The 20,721-nt window shown below is 71.7% G+C and carries 14 protein-coding genes; 5 read left to right on the top strand and 9 right to left on the bottom strand.

Annotated elements, in window-relative coordinates; genetic code table 11:
- Window positions 1–286 precede the first annotated feature (286 nt).
- Window positions 287–1,048 (bottom strand): hypothetical protein, encoded by a 762-nt coding sequence (locus tag ACZ434_RS08415; RefSeq protein ID WP_468453181.1) that lies wholly within the window; start codon window positions 1,046–1,048, stop codon window positions 287–289.
- Window positions 1,049–1,227: 179 nt separating this feature from the next.
- Here ACZ434_RS08415 and ACZ434_RS08410 point away from each other — a divergent pair, with 179 nt between their 5' ends.
- Complete coding sequence (locus tag ACZ434_RS08410) at window positions 1,228–1,407, top strand: hypothetical protein (RefSeq protein ID WP_468453179.1); 180 nt, start codon at window positions 1,228–1,230, stop codon at window positions 1,405–1,407.
- Window positions 1,408–1,521: 114 nt separating this feature from the next.
- Here ACZ434_RS08410 and ACZ434_RS08405 read toward each other — a convergent pair whose 3' ends face one another.
- Complete coding sequence (locus ACZ434_RS08405; protein ID WP_468453177.1) at window positions 1,522–2,937, bottom strand: MFS transporter; 1,416 nt, start codon at window positions 2,935–2,937, stop codon at window positions 1,522–1,524.
- Between the two features lie 474 nt (window positions 2,938–3,411).
- Between ACZ434_RS08405 and fusA the strand changes: the two genes are divergently transcribed.
- Entirely contained in the window at window positions 3,412–5,457 is a 2,046-nt protein-coding gene (gene fusA / locus ACZ434_RS08400; RefSeq protein WP_468453175.1) for an elongation factor G, read from the top strand.
- A gap of 658 nt (window positions 5,458–6,115) precedes the next feature.
- Here the strand turns inward: fusA and ACZ434_RS08395 are convergent.
- From ACZ434_RS08395 to ACZ434_RS08370, 6 genes are all read right to left on the bottom strand, one after another.
- Entirely contained in the window at window positions 6,116–9,073 is a 2,958-nt protein-coding gene (locus ACZ434_RS08395; RefSeq protein WP_468453173.1) for a DUF5682 family protein, read from the bottom strand.
- Window positions 9,070–10,194 (bottom strand): ATP-binding protein, encoded by a 1,125-nt coding sequence (locus ACZ434_RS08390; RefSeq protein ID WP_468453171.1) that lies wholly within the window; start codon window positions 10,192–10,194, stop codon window positions 9,070–9,072. Before ACZ434_RS08390 ends, ACZ434_RS08395 begins: the two co-directional genes overlap by 4 nt.
- A gap of 56 nt (window positions 10,195–10,250) precedes the next feature.
- Window positions 10,251–11,702, bottom strand: coding sequence for a vWA domain-containing protein (locus tag ACZ434_RS08385; protein ID WP_468453169.1), 1,452 nt, complete (start codon window positions 11,700–11,702; stop codon window positions 10,251–10,253).
- Window positions 11,699–13,096, bottom strand: coding sequence for a hypothetical protein (locus ACZ434_RS08380; protein WP_468453167.1), 1,398 nt, complete (start codon window positions 13,094–13,096; stop codon window positions 11,699–11,701). The genes ACZ434_RS08385 and ACZ434_RS08380 overlap by 4 nt, the downstream gene beginning before the upstream one ends.
- Entirely contained in the window at window positions 13,096–13,614 is a 519-nt protein-coding gene (locus ACZ434_RS08375) for a hypothetical protein (protein WP_468453165.1), read from the bottom strand. Before ACZ434_RS08375 ends, ACZ434_RS08380 begins: the two co-directional genes overlap by 1 nt.
- Before the next feature lie 131 nt (window positions 13,615–13,745).
- Window positions 13,746–15,131, bottom strand: coding sequence for a hypothetical protein (locus ACZ434_RS08370; RefSeq protein ID WP_468453163.1), 1,386 nt, complete (start codon window positions 15,129–15,131; stop codon window positions 13,746–13,748).
- A gap of 520 nt (window positions 15,132–15,651) precedes the next feature.
- Here ACZ434_RS08370 and ACZ434_RS08365 point away from each other — a divergent pair.
- A complete protein-coding gene (locus tag ACZ434_RS08365; protein WP_468453161.1) occupies window positions 15,652–16,719 on the top strand; it encodes an alpha/beta hydrolase in 1,068 nt (355 codons plus the stop codon).
- 61 nt (window positions 16,720–16,780) lie between these two features.
- On the top strand, window positions 16,781–17,215 hold the full coding sequence (locus tag ACZ434_RS08360; RefSeq protein WP_468453159.1) for a hypothetical protein: 435 nt from the start codon (window positions 16,781–16,783) through the stop codon (window positions 17,213–17,215).
- 57 nt (window positions 17,216–17,272) lie between these two features.
- Here the strand turns inward: ACZ434_RS08360 and ACZ434_RS08355 are convergent, their stop codons facing one another.
- Window positions 17,273–20,065, bottom strand: a complete 2,793-nt coding sequence (locus ACZ434_RS08355; RefSeq protein WP_468453157.1) for a glycosyl hydrolase — start codon at window positions 20,063–20,065, stop codon at window positions 17,273–17,275.
- 231 nt (window positions 20,066–20,296) lie between these two features.
- Between ACZ434_RS08355 and ACZ434_RS08350 the strand changes: the two genes are divergently transcribed.
- The gene (locus tag ACZ434_RS08350) at window positions 20,297–20,686 is read left to right on the top strand and encodes a VOC family protein (protein WP_468453155.1); all 390 of its coding nucleotides are present in this window, start codon (window positions 20,297–20,299) and stop codon (window positions 20,684–20,686) included.
- Window positions 20,687–20,721 lie beyond the last annotated feature (35 nt).

The following is a 20,721-nucleotide window of genomic DNA, read 5'->3' as shown; positions in this document are numbered from 1 at the left end:
CGCTGTACACGGACGCCGACGCGCGGCGGGGAAGTGGCACGAGAGCGCTGCCCCACGACTGGATCATCCCCGGTGGCACCGCCCCCGAAGCTCCGCGAGGACCGCCTTCTTACGGGAGCTGGCGTCACCGCTTACGGTGGCGTGCCGTTCCCCCAGGGCCGGTCGGCCAGGGTGCAAGGCGTCGGGTTCGCCCGATCGTGGCGGACCCGACGCCCGGACCGTCGCGGCAGTTACCGCCGGCGCGGTGCCCACCGGCCCGTCGGCACCGCGGACATCACTTCGGTGATCACTTCACTACGACGTGGTCCCCGGACGACGTCGACGGCCCGGTGGTGGTGTTGCCGTTGTACAACCAGCGCCACGTACCCGTCTTGGAGGCCTTCACGGTCGTCTTGAGGTTGCCCGAGCCGTTCGAGTACACCTTCTTCACCGTGGTGTAGGAGGTGGCTCCGGCGGGCTTGAACTGCAGCCTCACCAGGCGGCCTCCGTAGGAGCCGTACTTCCTGGTCTCCCAGTTGGCCCGGGTGACCTTTCCGGTCACGGTGATGGTCCTGCCCTTGACCACCGGTTCGGGCGAGGCGTTGACGGTGAGTCGGGACTGTCGCTTGACGTGGACCGTCAGACCCTTGTCGTCGACGTCACTGCCGCCGCCCTTGAAGTACACCTCGGCCCCGACCCTCCAGGCGCCGGCCTCACTGTTGTGCATGTCCCACACGCTCGGGTCGAAGTACATCGTCTCGTCGAAGTCGCAGACGCCCGACTTCACCTTGATGCAGTCGCTCGTCTCGATGGCGTGCCACAGCCGGTCGGCCCCCTTGCGGTACAGGAACACCGCCGGAGACTTCCACTTGCGCGTGGTCGTCATCCGGAAGGAGGCGGGCACCGCGACCTCCGCCGACGTCCCGATCACGATCGGCTTGCCGCCGTTCACCTGGACACGGCTGAACGAGACCCCACCCTCGGCCGCCCCGGCCGGCACCGCGGCCACGGCCGTGAACGCCGCCGCCGCACCACCGGCCACGACGACTCTCCAGACCTGCTTCCCCACTTGGTCCCCAATCTGCTCGGAAAGGCGCCGGAGGCGCATCTCTCCGGCGCCTTGAAGACACCCGGCATCCCTACGAAGTTGTACGCCCGCTGATCACGATGGCGCATCGGACCGTCCCCGCCGAGTGCGCGGCTCGCGAACCGCTGCGGCATCTGCCGCGGCCTGAGACGCGGTCATCGATGACGTACGAACTGCGGCTCGCGGCCGTGCTGGTCGGGCTGCACGGGGACACCGGAGACCTGCCGCTGCTGCTCGAGGTCCGGGAGACGGACTTCGACACGGCGTGCGGCCTGGGCGGTGTGCCGGAACCGGGTGCGAGCGCGGACGAGTCGCGACAGTGGGCGCGGACCAGGGGATGACGGACCTCGCGCGGGTGACGCTCAGATATCCACCTCCGGCCGGGGCAAAGACACCGAGGCCCTCCGCGCCCGGTACACGGGCGGGGAGGGCCTCGGTGGGGCCTGCCGGACGGCTCAGCGGGCCGCGGTGGTAGCGGCCGGGATCTCGTCGTGCCCGGGGCCGGCGGACGTCTCGCCCTCGTCCAGGCCGACGTCCTTCGTCTCCTTGCCGAGCAGCAGCGCGACCAGCGTCAGCAGCGCCATCGCGGACAGGTAGACCCCGACCAGCCACGGCGAACCGTCGCCGGCCTCCCACAGGGCCACCGCTATGAACGGGGCGACGGCCGCGCCGAGGATCGAGCTGACGTTGTAGGAGATGCCGGAACCCGTGTACCGCACGCTCGTCGGGAAGAGCTCCGGCAGGAGCGCGCCCATCGGGCCGAAGGTCATGCCCATCAGCGTGAAGCCGAACACCAGCCACAGCACCACGCCCAGCGTGCCCATGCCGATCAGCGGCACCCAGACCAGCCCGAAGACCAGGATTCCGGCGGTGACCCAGATGAGGGTGGAGCGTCGGCCGTACTTGTCGGCGAGCGGGCCGGAGACCAGGGTGAACACGGCGAAGAACAGCACGCCGAAGATCATCATCAGCACGAAGGTGGTGTAGCTGTACCCCAGCCCGGGCACGGCGTCGTCCTCGGGCGTACGGCCGTAGCTCAGCGAGAACGTGGTCATCAGGTAGAAGAGCACGTACGTCGCCAGCATGAAGAACGTGCCGAGGACCAGCTGCTTCCAGTGGCTGCGGAAGACGGTGGCCAGCGGCAGCTTGCGCACCAGTCCGGCCTCGCGGGTCTGGGCGAAGACCGGCGCCTCGACGAGACGCATCCGCACCCACAGCCCGATCACGACCATCACCGCGGAGAACAGGAACGGGATGCGCCAGCCCCAGCTCAGGAACGCGTCCGAGGGCTGGGACGGGTCGGCGCCCGCCGAGGACGGCAGCAGCGCGCCGATGATCAGGAAGAGCCCGTTGCCGATGATGAAGCCCAGCGGCGCGCCCAGCTGCGGGAACGTGCCGTAGAGGGCGCGTTTGCCCTTCGGCGCGTTCTCGGTGGCGACCAGGGCCGCGCCGCTCCACTCGCCCCCGAGGGCGAAGCCCTGGGCGAGCCGCATCAGCACCAGCAGCGCGGTGGCGATCCAGCCGGCCTGCGCGTAGGTGGGGAGCACACCGATGAGGAACGTGGCGATGCCCATGGTGAGGAGCGAGGCGACCAGCGTCCCCTTGCGGCCGAGCCGGTCGCCGAGGTGACCGAAGACCACCGCGCCGATCGGGCGGGCCACCATCGCGGCGCCGAACACGGCGAAGGACGACAGCAGTGCCGTGGTCGGGTCACTGCTCGGGAAGAAGAGGGTGGGGAAGACCAGGACGGCGGCGGTCGCGTAGATGTAGAAGTCGTAGAACTCGATCGTCGTCCCGATGAGGCTCGCGATGAGGACACGGGACCGCGAGTTGACGGGCGCCGGGGCCGGACTGGTGGTTGGTGCGGGCATTTCACGGTCTTTCCGGTTGAGCGGTTGCCCAAGGCTCTCAGACATCTCAATTCTCAGGAACGCCGTACCAGAGTGTGAGACGGATGGTTGGGCGCGTCCCGGGAAACGGTCGACTTGCTCCCCGGGAAAATGCGTGGCTCCGCTCCCTCCTCGCTCCCTACACTCACCGCGACGGGCGCCGCCCTCCGACGGGCGGTGCGTTCATGACTAGTGGGGGGAGTCCGGCCGTGCGCGATCACGCCACCGCTGCCGCTCCCCGTTCCCGTTCCCGGTCCCGCCGGTCCGTGGTGATCCTGGTGTCCCCGGCCGTCCGGTGCCCGCTGCGCGCCCGGCACCGGATCCCCACGACGCACGGCTGATCACCGACGACGCCCCACGCCATCAGGGGCGTCCGACGCGCCGTGCGCGCCGGGGACAATCGCGCCGCCCTTTTCCGGATCAGTCGAAAGGCCACCACGGGCCATGCGCAAGCCGATGAACGCCAACCCACTCGCCGCCGTCCGCAACCTCGGCATCCTCGCCCATGTCGACGCCGGCAAGACCACCGTCACCGAGCGGATCCTGTTCGCCACCGGCACCACGCACAAGCGCGGCGAGGTGCACGACGGCACCACCGTCACCGACTTCGACCCGCAGGAACGCGACCGGGGCATCACCATCTTCGCCGCCGCCGTCAGCTGCACCTGGGACGGTCACCGCATCAACCTCATCGACACCCCCGGCCACGTCGACTTCGCCGACGAGGTGGAGCGCTCCCTGCGCGTCCTCGACGGCGCGGTCGCCGTGTTCGACGCGGTCGCCGGTGTGGAACCGCAGAGCGAGTCGGTGTGGCGCCAGGCGGACCGGCACGGTGTGCCGCGCATCGCGTTCGTCAACAAGATGGACCGGGCCGGCGCCGACCTGGACACCGCCGTCGCCTCCATCCGGGAGCGACTGCACCCCGCGCCCCTGGCGGTGCACCTGCCGATCGGTACGGAGGACACCTTCAGCGGCGTCGTCGACCTGCTCGGTATGCGGGCCCTGACCTGGACCGACCAGGGCGAGGCACGCGGCCCGGCACCGGTGCCGGACGAGCTGCGCGAGGAGGCGCACCGACGGCGCCGGCGGCTGGAGGAGGCCGTCGCCGAGCTGCATCCGGGCGCCCTGGAGGAGTTCTGCGACACCGGTGCGCTCGGTGCCGGCACGCTCACGGCCGCCCTGCGGGACCTGACCCGCAGCGGTGACGCCGTCGTCGTACTGTGCGGCTCCGCCTACCGCGACCGCGGCATCGAACCACTGCTGGACGCCGTACTCGCCTACCTGCCGTCGCCGCTCGACGTGCCGCCGGTCACCGGCACCCACGACGGCGTCGAGCAGTCGCGGGCCGCCGACCCGGCGGCACCGCTGGCCGCCCTCGCGTTCAAGGTGAACGCGACCGCCACCGGGCGGCTGACCTACCTGCGCGTCTACGCGGGAACGATCGAGAAGGGAGACACCGTGTGGGACGCCACCGCACGCCGCGCCGAACGCGTCGGGCGCATCCTGCGCGTCCGCGCCGACCGGCACGCGCGGCTGGACCGTGCCGTCGCCGGGGACATCGTCGCCGTGGTCGGACTGAAGTCCGCCCGCGCCGGCTCCACCCTGTGCGCGCCGGACGCCCCGCTGGTCCTGGAACCTCCGGGGGTCGCCGAACCGGTCGTCTCCGTCGCGGTCGAGGCGCTGAAGGGCACCGACACCGGGCGCCTGGCGTCGGCGCTGGCGAGGCTCGCCGAGGAGGACCCCTCGCTGGTGGTGCGCACCGACCCGGAGACGGGCCAGACGGTGCTGTCCGGCATGGGTGAGCTGCATCTGGAGGTCGCGGTGGAGAAGGTCCGGCGTGATCAGGGGCTGGGTGTCAACGTGGGCCGGCCCCGCGTCGGCTACCGGGAGACGGTGGGCCGAGGGGTGTCCGGGTTCGTGTTCCGGCACGTCAAACAGGACGGCGGGGCGGGCCAGTTCGCCCATGTCGTCCTCGACGTCGAGCCACTGGACTCCCCGGAGTCCGGCTTTGAGTTCCGCTCCACGGTCGTCGGCGGGCGCGTGCCGCAGGAGTACGTCCGTGCCGTCGAGGCCGGCTGCCGGGACGCGCTCGCCGGGGGACCCCTCGGCGGCCACCCGGTGACCGGGCTGCGGGTCACGCTCACCGACGGGTCGACCCATGTGAAGGACTCCTCGGACACCGCCTTCCGCACCGCGGGACGGCTCGGACTGCGGGACACCCTGCGGGCCTGCGCGATGGTCCTGCTGGAACCGGTGGCCGAGGTGACGGTGACCGTGCCCGAGGACGCGGTCGGCGGGGTGCTCGGTGATGTGGCCGCGCGCCGCGGCCGGGTGACCGGCTCCGTCAGCCGGGCGGGTGCGACGGTCGTCACCGCGACCGTGCCGCTGGCCGAACTGTTCGGCTACGCGACCCGGTTGCGCAGCCGCACCCAGGGCCGCGGCACCTTCACCACCCGGCCCACCGGATACGCTCCCGCGCCGGCCCCGGAGCCCGCGCGGTAGGGCATGGACGGGGCCCCGCCGGCGAGCGGACGGCCCCCTCCGCGAGACAGCGGCCCCTCCCACGACACAGCGGGGAGGGGCCGCTGTGCGCCGCGGTACGGGCACGCCCCGGCCGTCTCCGCCCGCGGTACGGGCACGCCCCGGCCGTCTCCGCCCGCGGTACGGGCACGCTCCGGCCGTCGGTGTCGTAGGGGGCACCCCGGTCGTCTGCGTCGTATTACGGGCACACCCCGGCCGCCACCCTCGCGGTGCGGGTACGCTCCGGCCGTCGGTGTCGTGCGGGCACGCCCCGGGCGCCGACGGCCCCGGCTGTCGGTGTCGTACGGAGCATGCCTCGGCTGTCTCCGCCGCGGTGCGGGCATGCCCCGGGCGTCGACGGCCCCGGCGCACCCCGGCCGTCGGTGTCGTACGGAGCATGCCCCGGCCGCCCCGCCGCGGTACGGGTCACGCCCCGGCCGCCCCCGCCGCGGTACGGGTACGCTCCGGGCGTCCCCGCCGCGGTGCGGGCGCGACCCGGCCGTCGGCGTCGTACCACGGGCGCATCCCGACCGCCGACGGCTCGGGCACACCCCCGCCACCGCCGCCGTACGGGCACCCCCCGGCCGTCTGCGTCGGCCAGGGCGTGCCCCGGTACCGGGGGCAGGAGGACCACATCACCTCACCTGTGGGTGAGCAGGGCCTCCAGCGCCCCGGCCGTCGCCGGATGCCGGGCCGTCAGTACGGCGCCGGCCGGAGCCGCAGCCGCCGCCCAGCCGTCGTCGCAGCCCAGCAGCCCCGCCACCGCGTCGCACGCCGCAGGGTGGGCGGACAGCAGCGCGGCGCCCGGCGCGGCAGGGACGTCCGGCCGTGCCCAGCCCCCCTCGCAGCCGAGCAGTTCCGCCACCGCGTCGCACGTCACCGGCTGCGCCGACAGCAGCGCGGCGCCCCGGGGGACGTCGGCCGCGGGCTTCGCCCGGGACGCGGCGAAGGGATCCGTCTCCGGTGTCCGCCACGGCGGCACCCACGCGTCCAGCGCCGCCAGCCGGCCAGGGAAGATCCGCCCCGCCTCGCGGATCAGCCGCGGCGCGAGATCCGCCGCACCGGAGCGCAGGGTGGTGATCAGCAACGGCAGCCACGGCAGCAGCACCGTGTCCGGCAACCGCCCGAACGCGTTCGACACCGCCTCCACGACCACGTCCGCCAGCCCCGGCACCGGCTCCAGGGCGTGCACGAAACCGCTGAGATAGCGCGGATAGGCGGGCACCACCAGCGGGTTGTCCAGCAACGCGTCGCAGCGCGCCCGCAGCTCCGCCCGGGACAGCGTGCCGAGCTGCACCTGCGCCGCCCACAGCAGTGCCGTCTTCGCCGGGTCGTCGGGGTGCGACTGCGCGACCGCCAGCTCCAGCTGCGTCCGGTCGCAGCCCAGCGACAACGCGAGGCTCTCCATGCTGAACAGGAAGCCGAGCATCGCCGCGACCTGTCCCACCGTCGCGTCCTCGTCCCGGAACGCCGTCGGCAGCAGCGTGCAGTAGTGGGCGTAACCGGTCTTGACGAACGACTCGATCCACCCGGGCAGCACCGGCTCGCTGGTCCGGTAGTACGCCAGCAGCGCACGCGCCCGCCGCAGCACCTCCGGTGCCCCGTCGACACTGCGCTCGGCCGCCAGCACCTTCAGCGCGTGCGTACCGAGCTCGTCGGCGAGACGGCGGCTGCGCAGGTACAGCAGCGTGTCCTCGACCGCCGCCAGCACGGTCGCCGTCGTCGCCCGGGGACCGTACGCGTCACGCCGCAGCCGCTGCTCAAGCACCTGTTCGAGACTGACACCCTCGTAGCCGAGCTCGATGAGCGCCCGCTGATGCGTGCCGATCGCCAGGTCCCAGGACTCCTGGATCGACCGCTCACCGAGCCGCCGCTCACCCATGATGGGCCGCGCCGCACCCTGCGGCATCAGCCGGCGCAGCATCCACAGCACATCGGAACACGCCTCGAGCTCCGGCCGTGACGTCATGTCCAGCAGCGCCCGCCGCACACCGCGCTGCTGCAACTTCAGCCCCAGCGGTTCCAGCCGGTCGTACACATCCCGGGCGAGCGGCGGCAGCGCCTCGTAGCCCACCTGCCCGATCCGGTCGCCGCCCATCATGATCTCGACGAGCCGCCGCACGTCCCGCCGCCCCGGCACGCTGTCCTTCTCGATGCAGGTGACCGCCGCGTCCTGGAAGTCGTACGGCGTCGGCTTGGCCCGGTCCCGCATGCCGGCGAGCAGGATCGACGTCTCGAACACGGCGATGGCGTCGGCGGTGGAGGCGAGATAGCCGTTGCGCCGGGCCGACCGCACGATCTCCACCGACCAGCCCAGCAGTTCGGCCTCGTCCAGACCGTCGAGCACGGGCGGCCGGCGCAGGAACCCGGACAGCCGGTCCCCGGCGGCCGGGGACGCCGGCGCGGGGACGACCGCGGCGGGGACCGCCTTCTGTCCCGACCTCTGCCCGGGCTTCTGCCCGGATTTCTGCCCGGACCTCTTCGTCCCCGCCTGGCCCTCCAGCCGGTACGGCTTCACCCGGGTCCGCTTCAGGCTCTTCGCCCACTCCGTCGCCGCGATCGACACCGAGCCCGCCGCCAGGCCGAACTGCGCCTCGATCGCCGCGTGACTCGACGGGATCAGCCCGTACTGCCAGGTGGTGGCGGTACGCGGCGAGATCGTGAACGTGTCCGTGCTGCCGTGCACGCCGAACTCCTCGACCCGGCTGGCCGCGTGGAACGCCCCGCACACGTACAGACAGTCCTCCGGGTCCGTCTGCGTCGCCGACAGATGCTCACGCATCCGCGTCCACATGTACCGCTCGCGGTCCTCGTCCACCCGGACCCGCCCGCCGTCACCGGGGGCGAGCCGCCGGAACAGGCTGCCGATGAGGAACATCACCTGGCGGTAGGTGTCGTGGTCGGCGGCGCCGTCCCCGAGCGGCACCTCGACGTACTGGTGCCACCACTCCGACCAGTGCCGCACCTTGCCGTGGCGCAGCAGATGCTCCTCCAGTTCGGCGAAGCGGGGCCGCAGGTCACCGATCTCGACCCCGACGGCCTCACCGTGCAGCGCGGCCTCGGCTTCGGCCGGGGGTTCCGCGCCCTCCGGGGCCCGCTCGTCCTCCCTGCCCCACTGGAAGACGTGGTCCGAGGACCGGTCGACCAGGACCAGTTCCACCCCCGGGGTGTCCAGGGCGTACGCGATTGCCTGGTACTCGGCCGACGCCTCGGTGATCGGCGCGACGACCGACAGCGGCGCCCACTCCTGCGGGAAGCCGTCGATGTCACCGGCGAACGCCTGCACCGCCACCGGCAGCCGGCAGTTGCGCAGCTCCGTCAGCAGCGGCGCCATGTCCTCGCACAGCTCCAGGTACACGACCTTCGGCTGCTTCTCCCGCAGCCGGCGGGCCATCGCCAGCGCCGAGGCGGGGGAGTGGTGACAGACGGGGAAGATCTCCAGCGGCTCGCGCACCGCCCGGTCGACGTCGTCGACCATGCCGAGGAGAATGTCCTCCAGGGCGTCCGGCCCGCCCGCGAACGTGGCGGCCGCCTCCTGGAGTTGCCCGCGCAGCGCGGCGAACGACGTGTTCTCCGCGCTCTCCTGGAGCCCGCTCACGACAGGGTGGCGATCGCGTCGCGGCCGCCCTCCAGGAACTCGGGCCAGGAACCGCCCTCTTCCTTGCTGCGCGGCTCGACGACCCCGTGCAGATACTTGTTGAGTATGGCCAGGTCCTCCGGCTCGCGCCGGGTCAGCGAACCGACCAGCGAGGAGGCCAGGGTCCGGGCGGTGAGGGCGCGCTCGCCGAAGAAGTTGCTGTGCAGGACGGCGTCCTCCAGCACGCCGATCTGCTCGGCCGTCGACAGCGCCGACTCCAGTTTCTCGTCGTCGCTGCCGGCCGCCGCGGCCGAGGCCCGCAGGTCGGCGAAGCTCTGCAGCAGCACGTCGAGCAGGGTCGGCGGCACGTCCAGGTCGATCGAGTGCCGGCGAAGCAGCTCCTCGGTGCGGAAGCGGACGATCTCCGCCTCGCTCTTCCTGTTCGTCACCACCGGGATGCGGACGAAGTTGAAGCGGCGCTTCAGCGCGGACGACAGGTCGTTGACCCCCCGGTCGCGGCTGTTGGCCGTGGCGATGATCGAGAAGCCGGGCTTGGCGAACACGATGTTGTCGTCACCGCCCCCGCTCTCCAGCTCCGGAACGGAGATGTACTTCTCGGAGAGGATCGAGATCAGCGCGTCCTGCACATCACTCGTGGACCGGGTCAGCTCCTCGAAACGGCCGATGGCACCGCCCTCCATCGCGGTCATGATCGGAGAGGGGATCATCGACTCCCGCGACTGCCCCTTGGCGATGACCATCGACACGTTCCACGAGTACTTGATGTGGTCCTCGGTCGTGCCGGCCGTGCCCTGCACCACCAGCGTGGAATTGCGGCAGATCGCGGCCGACAGCAGCTCGGCCAGCCAGCTCTTGCCGGTGCCGGGGTCGCCGATGAGCAGCAGACCGCGGTCGGAGGCGAGCGTGACGATGGACCGCTCCACGAAGCTCCGGTCACCGAACCACTTCTGCGACACCTCCCGGTCCAGCCCGTCGGCCCGCTCCGAGCCGAGGATGAACAGACGGACCATCTTCGGGGACAGGCGCCACGAGAACGGCTTGGGGCTGTCGTCGATCGACTCCAGCCAGTCGAGCTCCTCCGCGTACTTGATCTCGGCGGGCGCGCGCAGCAGGTCGGACATGAGGGAAAGCCTTTCGTACGGTGATCGAACAGAGACGTGTGACGCTGCCGCGCCGATCACGTGAGGAACGTCTTGAGCTCGTGCACGAGCTTCTTGATGTGGCCGGAGATCACCGGCGTACCGAGGTCCTTGAACTTCTCCCGGAACCACGGGTTGACGCTGCCGCGCCCGGAGCTGGTCACCGAACCCACCGGGATGAACTTCGCCCCCGAACGGTGGATGGCGGCCATGCTCTCGAACAGCTCGTCCGTGCGCCATTCGTAGAAGTCGGAGATCCACACCACGACCGTGTTGCGCGGCTCGGCGATCTTCGGCCGGGCCAGCGCCATGGCGACGGTGCCGTCGGTGCCCCCGCCGAGCTTGGTGCGCAGCAGCGTCTCGAACGGGTCGTGCGACCACGGCGTGAGGTCCAGCGCCTGCGTGTCGTACGCGATGAGGTGCACGTCGACCTTCGGCAGCCCCGCGAATATGGACGCCAGGATGGTGCAGTTGACCATGGAGTCGACCATGGAACCCGACTGGTCCACGACCACGATCAGCCGCTGCGGTGTCGTCTTGCGGCTGGTGTGCCGGTAGTAGAGCCGGTCGACGTAGAGCCGCTCCTCCTCCGGGCTCCAGTTGGTGAGGTTCTTCCAGATGGTGCGGTCCAGGTCGAGGTTGCGGAAGACCCGCTTGGGCGGGACGGACCGGTCGATCTCGCCGACGGTCGCCTTCTCCACCTGGGAGCGCAGCACGTGGGCGACCTCGTCGACATAACGACGGATCAGTGCCTTGGCGTTCGCCAGGGCCACCCCGGAGAGGTTGTCCTTGTCCCGCAGCAACTGCTCGATCAGGGACATGCTCGGCGTCAGCCGCGACGCCAGAGCCGGGTCGGCCAGCACCTCGCGCAGATGCATCCGCTTGACCAGCCCGGCCTCGATCGAGCCCAGCTCCGGACCGATCTCGGGGATCAGCCGGCTGAGGTCGGGCGTGGGCCCGCCGACGCCGGTACCGGTCGGGCTGACGCCTCCCGCGGCTCCCGGCCGCCGGCCGCCACCGCCACGCAGCTCACCGGGCCGGCAGCCCAGCGACCGCTCCAGCCAGCCCGCGTCGGACTGCCACCGGGCCAACTGCTCGGCGGTGACCGTCCCGGAACCGGTGGAGAAGACGTTCAGCAGCACCTTCGACGCGAGCGCCGCACGCCGCACCTCCGCCGCCCGGTCACGGCCGCCGTCGCCGTCATCCGGTGCGGGCGTCATCAGCCCGTCGAACTCGGCCGCCAGCTCCGGATGCCGCTGCACCACCGAATCGACCGACGCCCCCGGGTCGAGCAGCGCCGACGGCAGACCGATGTCCTCGACCACGGCGAGGCTCGCCGACTCCAGGGACGCCTGCTCCTCCGGGTCGAAGAGCCGGGCCAGCAGCCGCCAGTACAGCACCTGCCGCCGGTTCTCGTCGGGCTCTGGCCCCTGCCCTGACCCGTGCTCGGACCCGGGTGCCGGGGCCCCGCCGATGCTCCCCTCGCTCATTTCCGCAGCAGCCTTCCCGCCCGCTCACGCAGCACGGTGACGGCATCGGTCGCCGCCTTCTCGGCCCGCACACCGGCCTTGTCGGTCGTCCCCCCGGCCCACGCCCCCGCATGCACGGCGACGGCCTTCTTCCGCACCGTCCGCTCGACGGCGAGCGGCTGGAGCCGGAACTCCCCGGCGTCCCAGCGCAGCAGCCCCACACACGCACCGGACGAGGCGACGACCTCGGGGGTCAGCGGACCGGCGGCCGGAACCCGGTCGACATCGACGGCGAGAGACTCCCCGGCGACCCGGAACACCAGCCCGTCCGCACCGTCCGCCACCCCGTACCTCTCCAGCAGCACCGGCACGGCGATCCGCGCCGGATGCCGGTCCAGCGGGGCGGTCGGAGAAGCGACCGCGGACGGCAGGGCCACCCGCGCCGCGGTGAAGACCTCGGCGGGCTCACCCGTCCTGGCCCTGGCGTCGTCCCACACCAGATCGCCCTCACCGGTCACGGGCATGGCGTCCAGCTCCATGGCCCGCCCCTCACTCACGGCGGCCAGCAGCGACATGTGCGGCCGGAGCAGCTGCCACAGCCCCGCCCCGACGACGCTGTCCGGCTTCGGCGCGGACACACTGGCCCGCACCAGCCGCGGCGCACCACCGCCGGCCGACTCGAACACGGCGTGCACCTGGGCCTGCACGGCGGTGGCATGCTCTTGCACGTCCACCCCGAGCGGCAGCAGACGACCGGTGACCTCGGCGACGGCGGGCGCGGAGAGCGCACCCGGCACGGTGAGCAGCACGGCCCGCGACCACAGGTCGGCCCACCGCCGTACCGGAACCCGCTCCAGCGTCGCCCCGGGACAGGACGCGGCGAGCTCCGCGGCGAATCCGTCGAGCAGCGCGGCCAGACGGCGCAGCCCCGGCTCCGGCAGCATCGCGGACACCACGGCCGAGGCTCCCGCGACCAGCTCGTGGTCGATACCGCGCCACCCGGCCCGCGCCAGGTCACACAGCCAACCACGGGCCGCGGCCAGCAGATTCTCCCCGTGCTCCGCACCCGCGACCGCTGCCGCGTCACCGCTCTCCCCGGCGGGCGGCCGACCGACGGCCTCCTCGATCCGCGCGACGAGCGCATCGTGCACGGAACCGAGCAGCGCGGTGCGCGCGGCGGCCAGCGCCACGAAGTGCTCCTCACCCGCGGCACCGGCAGCGGTCTTCCCGGCCGCCTCGGCCACCCGCCCGGCCAGCGGCGACCCGGCGACGGCGTCCGCGAGCCCGGCCGGCCCGACGGCCTGGGCGGGCTGCGGCCGCAGCAGCCCGTCGACGAGCGCCTCGTCGAACCCGTCCACGGCGGCCAGCGCCTCGTCGAGCCCGTCGACGGCGTCGGTCAGCAGATCGGCACGCATCAGGCCACCGCCCTCGTGGTCGGGAACCACTGCATCTCGGGCAACGCGGCGGTGGCCGGCGCGCATTCGAGGTAGGCCAGATGCCGCAGGAACCGGCTGAACACCTGAGCCGCCGCCGAACTGTCCCCCTGTGCCGGATGCGTGGACGTCATGGCACCGGTGACGGTGTGCGCGTCCGCCTCCTCACCGGAGACCTCGACCTTCAGATACCGGGCCACACGCTCGACCCCGTACTGCAGCACGGCCTCACCGATCAGCGCCCGTATGTGATTGCAGAACGACCCGCGCGCCCCGCCGCAGGGCCGGTTGTTGTTGGTGCTGCACGCGAACGCGTACGTCCCCGCCGCGACCGACGACACATACACCCGCCCGATGTCCGACCCACTGGACACCACCCCCTGCAACCGCCCGTCCGCCAACTCGACGAACGGCACCTTGGCAAGCTTCCGCGGCCGCGCGGCCGGCACCACCCGCACCGTGCTCGACCTCTCCCAGACGGACAACGCACCATCTCCCATGCATGCGAAAGGGAACGCCCTCGCCGGACCGGCGGGACGGAAATGAATCTATCGACGACCACTGACAACGCCGCCCGCACGCGGGCCGGGGAGGCCCTGGTGCGGACGGCGGCGGTACGGCAGAGCGTCGCTCAGGCGGACTCGGGCGGGTTGTCCCCGGTGCGCTCGTCCGTCTTCACCATGCGGCTGCCGGTCCCCGCCAGGAAGAGAAGTGCGGCAAGGACGGAAACGACGCAGGCGACCCCGAAGACGTCGGAATTCTCGTCCTCGAACATGCCGGCCGCGGTCAGGGCGAAGAACACCCCGGAGGTCTGCCAGCCGGTTCCGTCGGGCATCGGGCCGGCCGTTCGCGTGCGTAGGCGGGGCAGCCACAGCCGCAGCAGCTCGACGGTGGCCGCGAGGGCGACGAGCCGGGAGATGATCATCGTGGAGGGGTGAGCCGTGTTGTCCCCCAGTTCGCCCACGCCGACGACGGTGGTCAGACCGAAATAGAGAATGGGGACCAGCCAGCCCGGGCTCGCCCGGACGCCCGGTACCGGTTCGGGACCGGCCCGGTGCGTGCCCTTGGTGAGACGGACCCCGGCGGTCGAGTCCTCCGGCGTACGGGGAGACGGGATGCCCGGCAGGGGTGACGGCGGGGGCAGCGGGCGGAGCGCACGCCGCTGTGCGCGTCGGACGCGGAGGCCGGCACCGCCGTACGCGTCCACGTGGGCGGACAAGCGGGCCTGGAGGTCCATCAACTGCTCGGCCATCGTGTCGAACTCCGCCCGGCGCTCGGCGGCGAGCCGCGCGGCCTCGCTCGCGGCGGCGCCGAGCAGGTCGAGGGCTTCGCCGTGCAGCCGTACGGCTTCCTCCCGCGCCGCCACGGCGGTCCGCGGAACCTCTGCCAGCTCCTCGCGGAGACGGACCCGTTCGGCCTCGATGATCTCGGTGATGCGGTGCCGCTCGTCCGGGGGCAGCGTGCGCGGGGCACGGGCCTCCGCACGGGCGAGGGCGGCCCGGCGCCACTCCAGCAGCGGGCGGCCGCGGTGCTCGCCGATGCCGTTGATGTGCACCTTGCCGCCGTTGGTGCGGTGGATGTAGAGCACGTCGCCGCCCTTGCCGTTCGGCGCCTTCTCCCAGCTCACTTTGTGGAAGTCGGCAGCGGTTCTGATGCCCTGTGCCGCCAGGCTGCGGAGGAGACCGGCGCCGATGCCGCTCACCTCGTTGGCGGTGAGACGGGTACTGCTGAGCGCCCGCTCGACGGACTGACGGCGCAGGACGGACAAGGCTTGGGCTTCCCGCCGCTCGCGCTCCCCGTCCAGGGCGTGGAGCTCCCGGTTCAGCGAGGCCTCTCGGCGGACCTGCTCCTCCTTGACGCGGTCCAGCTTCTTGCCGTGGGCGGCGTCGACGCGCTGCCGCTGCCGCTCCTCCTGGCTCAGGCGCCGTCGGTCGGCGACCTCGAAGGCGGGGCGCTCGGAGAGGAGGTGGCGGAGGGCACGGATCGACTCGATGAGCCGACGGCGTTCCGCGCGCACGTCCGAGGGGGAAGGGCTGGCGGACGGAGGGACGGGAGCCGGTCCGTCGTTACGAGGGGTGGTGCTGTCGATCAACGAGGGCTTCCTCAGGCAGCGGGGTGTCGAAGGGCCATGGCCCGGAAGGGCGGAGTGGGAGCGGGGGTAATTCCGGGCGGTGCCCACGCGGACACCGGCGCTGGTCAGCCGGGCCGGGCCCGTCGCCGAAGCCATGCGAGCGCTCGGGCTCGGGGACGGTGAGCGGAAACGACCGCATCACGGGCCGGCCGGGCTCGGCCGGCCCGTGCGGGAAGGGCACGTACACACCGAAGGTGACCCGCGACCTCACGAAAAGGTTGTACGCAGCAGCGAGGAACAGGGAAGGCCCCGGGCCGGCCGCCCGTGCGGCCCCGGAAGGGACATCCGACACGCCGGCCCGGCGCGGACGGCCACGTGGAAACCGACCACCGGCACTGTCGCACCACGCCCCCATGGTGGATCATGCCCCGAGGCAAGTCCGTCCCAGAGCCCGGTCGAACCGTTCATGAAGCGACGAACCGCACCGCAGGGAGCCGCCGTGACCGCCGCACCGACCCTCCGAGCCCGCATCCGGCTCATCCTCGCCGTACTCCTCCTCACCCTTGCGCCGACCACCCCGGCACTCGCCGCAGCCCCACCGCCGACAGCCACCGCGACCCAGGCGCCGGCCCCCGCCACCGCCGGACCGCACGGCGCCGAGGTCGTCGCGGTCACCCGGGTGGCGGACCGCCAGACCGACCTCACGGTCCGCTCGACGGCTCTGGGCGGCCGTACCGTCAACGTCCGTCTCCTCACCCCCGACGGCTGGAACCCGGCCGACCGCCGCAAGCACTGGCCCACCCTCTGGCTCCTGCACGGCTGCTGCGGCGACTACACCTCATGGACCGCCAAGACGGACGTCGCGGACATCGACAGCCTTCGCGACGTGCTGGTCGTCATGCCCGAGGCCGGCTGGAACGGCTGGTACAGCGACTGGTGGAACCACGGCCGGGGCGGCGACCCCGCATGGGAGACCTTCCACACCGTGGAGCTGCGGCACCTCCTGGAACGCGACTGGGGCGCCGGCCGCGACCGCGTCGTCGCCGGCCTCTCGATGGGAGGCCAGGGCGCCCTCCTGTACGCCGCCCGCCACCCCGGGATGTTCAAGGCGACCGCCGCCTACTCCGGCTCCGCGCACCCGCTCCTGAACGACGAGTCGGTCAACCGGATCATGGGCTTCTTCGCGGGCCAGGGCAACGACCCCCTGCGCGTCTGGGGAGACCCGGTCGCCCAGCGCCGCGTCTGGCAGGCCCACGACCCCTTCCACCTGGCCAAACGCCTCAAGTCACTCCCCGTCTACCTGTCCTCCGGCGACGGCACCACCGGCCCCCTCGACCCACCGGGCAGCACCAGCGCCCTCGAAGCCGACTTCAACCGCCAGAACCACGCCCTGGCCGCCGAACTCGAGCGCGTGGGCGCGAAGCACCTGACCACCCACTTCTACGGCCCCGGCACCCACGCCTGGCCCTACTGGGAACGCGAACTGCACGCCTCACTACCGATGCTGCTCGGCGCGCTCGGCCTGAACCGCTGAGACCCGCGAGCGCGCCCCCTGCCCGCACCGGGCCCGCATCCGGCACATACCCTTCGATGCCATGGCCGACTGGTACGAGCTCCAACTCGCCCTCGATCTCCCGGACTCCCTCAAGGCCGAGGAACTCGCGCAGCTCCGCTGGCACTTGGGGGAGGAGGGCGGTCGGAACGACGACACATACGAGCAACCGCTGCTCCATTCCCGGGGACCGGCCCGCCGGATCGGGGGCGTGCTCATCGGGGAGTTGCACGCGGCCGACAGGGGCTGGGCGCTGACCGCACGGCAGGAGGTGCACCCGGACGAGTTCCACGACCTGAGCCGACTCGTACGGTGGCTCGGCGCCCGTACGACCACCACCGGCCCTGTAGGACATCTCCGCTTCTACGAAACCGACGTCCCCGAGCTGCTCCTGGCACTGGACGGATCGGTGCATCGCGCCACCTTGCGCAGAGAGAAGCTCGTCGAGCCGTCCTCCGACCTGTTCTCAGACGTGTAGCGGAGGACTCGGGAAAGCCCTCCGCCTCCACGGAAGTACGCCTCCTTGGACGGTGGCTCAGTTGTACGGAATCACCAGCACGGACTTGTCCGTGCCCGTCTGGAGCTTGGAGGTGCCGTTGCCGATGGCGCTCCACACCTCGAGGCGTACGGTGCCGCCGTTGAGGTTGCCGAGGCTGCCCGTGGCCGCCTTGAGGCCGCGGGCCTGCGTGTACTCCTCCCAGCCGGTGACCGGGTCGGTCGCGAAGTAGTGGTAGGTCTCGGTCCGGTCGAAGCTGCCGTCGCCGGTGAAGTCGTAGCTGATCCGGGCCTGCTGGCCCAGCCCGACCGAACTGCCCGCGTCCACCTGGAGCCGGAAGGCGGTCGCCGCGCCCGGGGTGAGCGTGCCGTTCACGCCGCGGACCTCGTAGACGAGGGGCTGGTGCGGGGTGCCGTCGTGGTTGGCACCGCCGGCGGAGGCGATGGTGTCGCTGCCCGCCGTTCCGCCGGTCGCCGTGGTCAGGGCGCCACCGCTGCGGAGCTGGAAGGTGTTGCCGGTCGGCGGCTCCGGGTCCGGATCGGGGTCGGGATCGGGGTCCGGAGATCCGGTCCCGGTGCCGGTCGCGGTGGAACGGGCCGGTACGGAAAGGGTCTTGCCGTCGGAGAAGGTCACGGTGCGTGCCGTGGACCCGTGGTTGTGGGCGGCGTAGGTCCGGGTGGTGCCCTTGGTGAAGACAGCCGAGGTGGGGATGTCACCGGTCACGGTGGCGTCCGGGGCACCGAGGGCGGAGAGGGTGTTGATCCAGTGGTAGGTGTGCGCCTTCGACTCTCCCTCCTCCGGCGTGTAACCGGCGTGGCCCGCGTCCCACTTCGCCTTGGCCGAGGAAGGATCGGCGAAGGACTCGAACTCCCAGAGGAGATCACGCCATTCGACGGCCGGGCCGCCGTTCTCCCGTTCCATCTCGGCGATGTTGCGCCGGATCGCGGCCTTCTCACCGCCGAGGTGGAGCGATCCGCCGGTCACGGGCAGGACGTTGATCCCGTGGATCTCCTCGGGGTTGGCGGTCCACCACGTGGCGTAGGCGGCGCCGCTGCCCCACACCATGCCGGCCGTGTCATGGCCGAACGAGGACGGGAACACCTGCTCGTCGGCGTCGAACCAGTACTGGGCGATCGACTCCGACTCGGTCGTCAGCAGGAAGGCGCCGAGATCACGCAGCGAGGTGTCGCCGGTCGCGGAGCCCCACAGGACCAGCGCCGTACTGAGGTTGGTGGACTCGGAGGAGGACTCCTGGTTGTTGCCGGCGGCGAATCCCTGGTGTCCGGAGGCCCAGCCGTGGCCCGCGTACACGTCGAAGCCGCGCAGGAAGGGGAAGGCGGAGTCGGTGCGGCTGGGGTTGGCGGTGTCCCGTACGAGGGTCTTCACCATGCCGCCCCAGGCGGAGTCGGCGGCCCACGCCTGGTCGTACTGGGCGACGATCGCCGCCGCGTAGACGTAGTAGCCGTAGTGGAAGTGGTGGTCGTTGAGTTCGGTGTCGCTGCCGTAGGAGGCGGGGTAACCGGTGAGTGTCTTCCAGTCCTTGTCGTAGCTGAACTCGTTGGCTCCTCCCGCGGTGAACCAGTCCTGGAGCCTGCCCTTCATCAGGCCGAGCATCCGGTCGCGGACGGCGGTCTCACCGATCTGGTCGGCCACCGGGACGAGTTGGGCGAGACGGCCGAGGGCCTTGCCGGTCCAGTAGGTGTCGGTGGCACCGGAGAAGGGGTCGGAGGCGTTCACGACGTCGTTCAGGTAGCCGCGCAGCCGGGCGGTGTCCACGCCGCTGGACTTGGGGAGCGCGGGCAGTACCGCCGCCGCTTTCTGGCGGGTGGTGAAGGAGGCCGACTCGCGGACCTTCATCGTGCCGCGCGGTGAGACGTAGGTGTAGGAGGTGAGGGGGTCCGTGGTGTGCAGCCACTGGTGGCGGTAGAGGGCCTGGAGCGTGCCGCGTTCGGTGCCCTCCTTCGCCTCGGTGGTGAGCGTGTACGTGGCTCCGACGGTGCCCCCGCCGTAGTTCCAGGTGACCTTGGAGCCAGTGACGAAGCTGTAGGCGTACTTCTTGAACGTCGCCAGCGCGCCGGTGGAGGGCAGCACCGCGACGGAGAAGTAGTCCTTGGAGCCGAGACCCGCGGTGACGGTGGATCCGGCGACGTTCCAGTCGCTGCCGGTCGGCGCGAACAGGGCGTAGTGGTGCCCGGCGACGGTGATGCCGAGGACGTTCCCCTGGTCGGCGAAGACGGTGGGCGTGCCGGCGGTGGTGATCTGGGCGTTGCCGCCGGTGCCCTTGGCATACACGAACGGGGAGCCGTGGCCGATGGTGGTGCGCAGGGTGCGGGCACCGTCGGACCAGTAGGGGGTGACGGTCCAGTCGGACCAGTCGTCCGCCTTGGTGTCGGGGGAGTTGAGGCCGGTCAGTCCGATGGTGAGGTCGCGCTTGTGGGCGTACTCGTACTGGCGGCCGTCACCGACGATCGTGGGGGACGTCGGGTAGCCGACGTCGAGCCCGCCGGCCGTGGCCTGGTAGGTGAGGGGGTGCCCGTACATGGGGGTCGAGTACGGGTTGTCGCCGTAGCGCTGGAAGGCGAGGGAGGACCACCAGTCGTTGGTGGGCACGGGCCGGTCCTTGGCGGCGGCGGTCACCTTGGGCGTGACCGGGGTCCCCGTGTTGGTGGTGGGGCCCGACGTTCCGGGAGGCCGCGTGTCGGAGTAACTGCCGGAGCCCACCGGCACGGTGGCGGCGGACGCCGGTACGGCGGCAGGGCCGGCCAGGCCGGCGACGGCGAGGGCTGAGGCCAGCAGCAGAACGGTGGCCGGTCTGGTGCGTGGGGATGGCATGCGTCACCTCGGGTCGTGACAGTGGGGAGACTCTGAGAGCGCTCTCAGATGGCCGGAACGTAAAGCCGATGTAATGCACGTGTCAATGACTTGAACACAACCGGTCGTACCGGGCCTCGTATCCGTCATGTCTTCGAGGCACGAGCGGAGTTGTCCCAACGGGACGTACGGGAAGGTCGGTGCGTGGGAATACTGGGCGGGACAGTGGATCACGCGGGGTGCGGGGGAGTCATGACGAGCAGGTTCACCGAGTTGACCGTCGACTGCCGGGATCCGGAGGGGCTCGCGGCCTTCTGGTGCAAGGTCCTGGACTTCGAGGTGATTGACCGGAGCGAGGGCAAGGTGGAGATCGGTTCCTGGGTGCCGACCGTCGAGGAAGTCCGGGGCCGGCAGATGCCTCCCACCCTGCTGTTCGTCCGGGTGCCCGAGGACAAGGCCGTGAAGAACCGGCTTCACCTCGATGTCAGCCCGATCGACCGCGGTACCGAGGACGAGGTGTCCAGACTGCTCGCTCTCGGCGCGACGAGGACGGATGTGGGCCAGGGTCCGGCCCGCAACTGGGTGGTCATGGCGGATCCCGAGGGCAACGAATTCTGCGTGCTGCGCACTCTGGCACCCTGAGGCTCCTGAGCCTCTGACCGCCACGCGTGCGGCTG

The organism is Streptomyces sp. NPDC030893, from assembly GCF_055571535.1.
This window is presented reverse-complemented; position numbering and strand designations above follow the sequence as displayed.

Coding starts and splice junctions, on each gene's coding strand:
- ACZ434_RS08410 (WP_468453179.1), top strand. CDS start 1,228: ATGACGTACGAACTGCGGCTCGCGGCCGTGCTGGTCGGGCTGCACGGG.
- ACZ434_RS08405 (WP_468453177.1), bottom strand. CDS start 2,937: ATGCCCGCACCAACCACCAGTCCGGCCCCGGCGCCCGTCAACTCGCGG.
- fusA (WP_468453175.1), top strand. CDS start 3,412: ATGAACGCCAACCCACTCGCCGCCGTCCGCAACCTCGGCATCCTCGCC.
- ACZ434_RS08390 (WP_468453171.1), bottom strand. CDS start 10,194: ATGTCCGACCTGCTGCGCGCGCCCGCCGAGATCAAGTACGCGGAGGAG.
- ACZ434_RS08385 (WP_468453169.1), bottom strand. CDS start 11,702: ATGAGCGAGGGGAGCATCGGCGGGGCCCCGGCACCCGGGTCCGAGCAC.
- ACZ434_RS08380 (WP_468453167.1), bottom strand. CDS start 13,096: ATGCGTGCCGATCTGCTGACCGACGCCGTCGACGGGCTCGACGAGGCG.
- ACZ434_RS08375 (WP_468453165.1), bottom strand. CDS start 13,614: ATGGGAGATGGTGCGTTGTCCGTCTGGGAGAGGTCGAGCACGGTGCGG.
- ACZ434_RS08365 (WP_468453161.1), top strand. CDS start 15,652: ATGAAGCGACGAACCGCACCGCAGGGAGCCGCCGTGACCGCCGCACCG.
- ACZ434_RS08360 (WP_468453159.1), top strand. CDS start 16,781: ATGGCCGACTGGTACGAGCTCCAACTCGCCCTCGATCTCCCGGACTCC.
- ACZ434_RS08355 (WP_468453157.1), bottom strand. CDS start 20,065: ATGCCATCCCCACGCACCAGACCGGCCACCGTTCTGCTGCTGGCCTCA.
- ACZ434_RS08350 (WP_468453155.1), top strand. CDS start 20,297: ATGACGAGCAGGTTCACCGAGTTGACCGTCGACTGCCGGGATCCGGAG.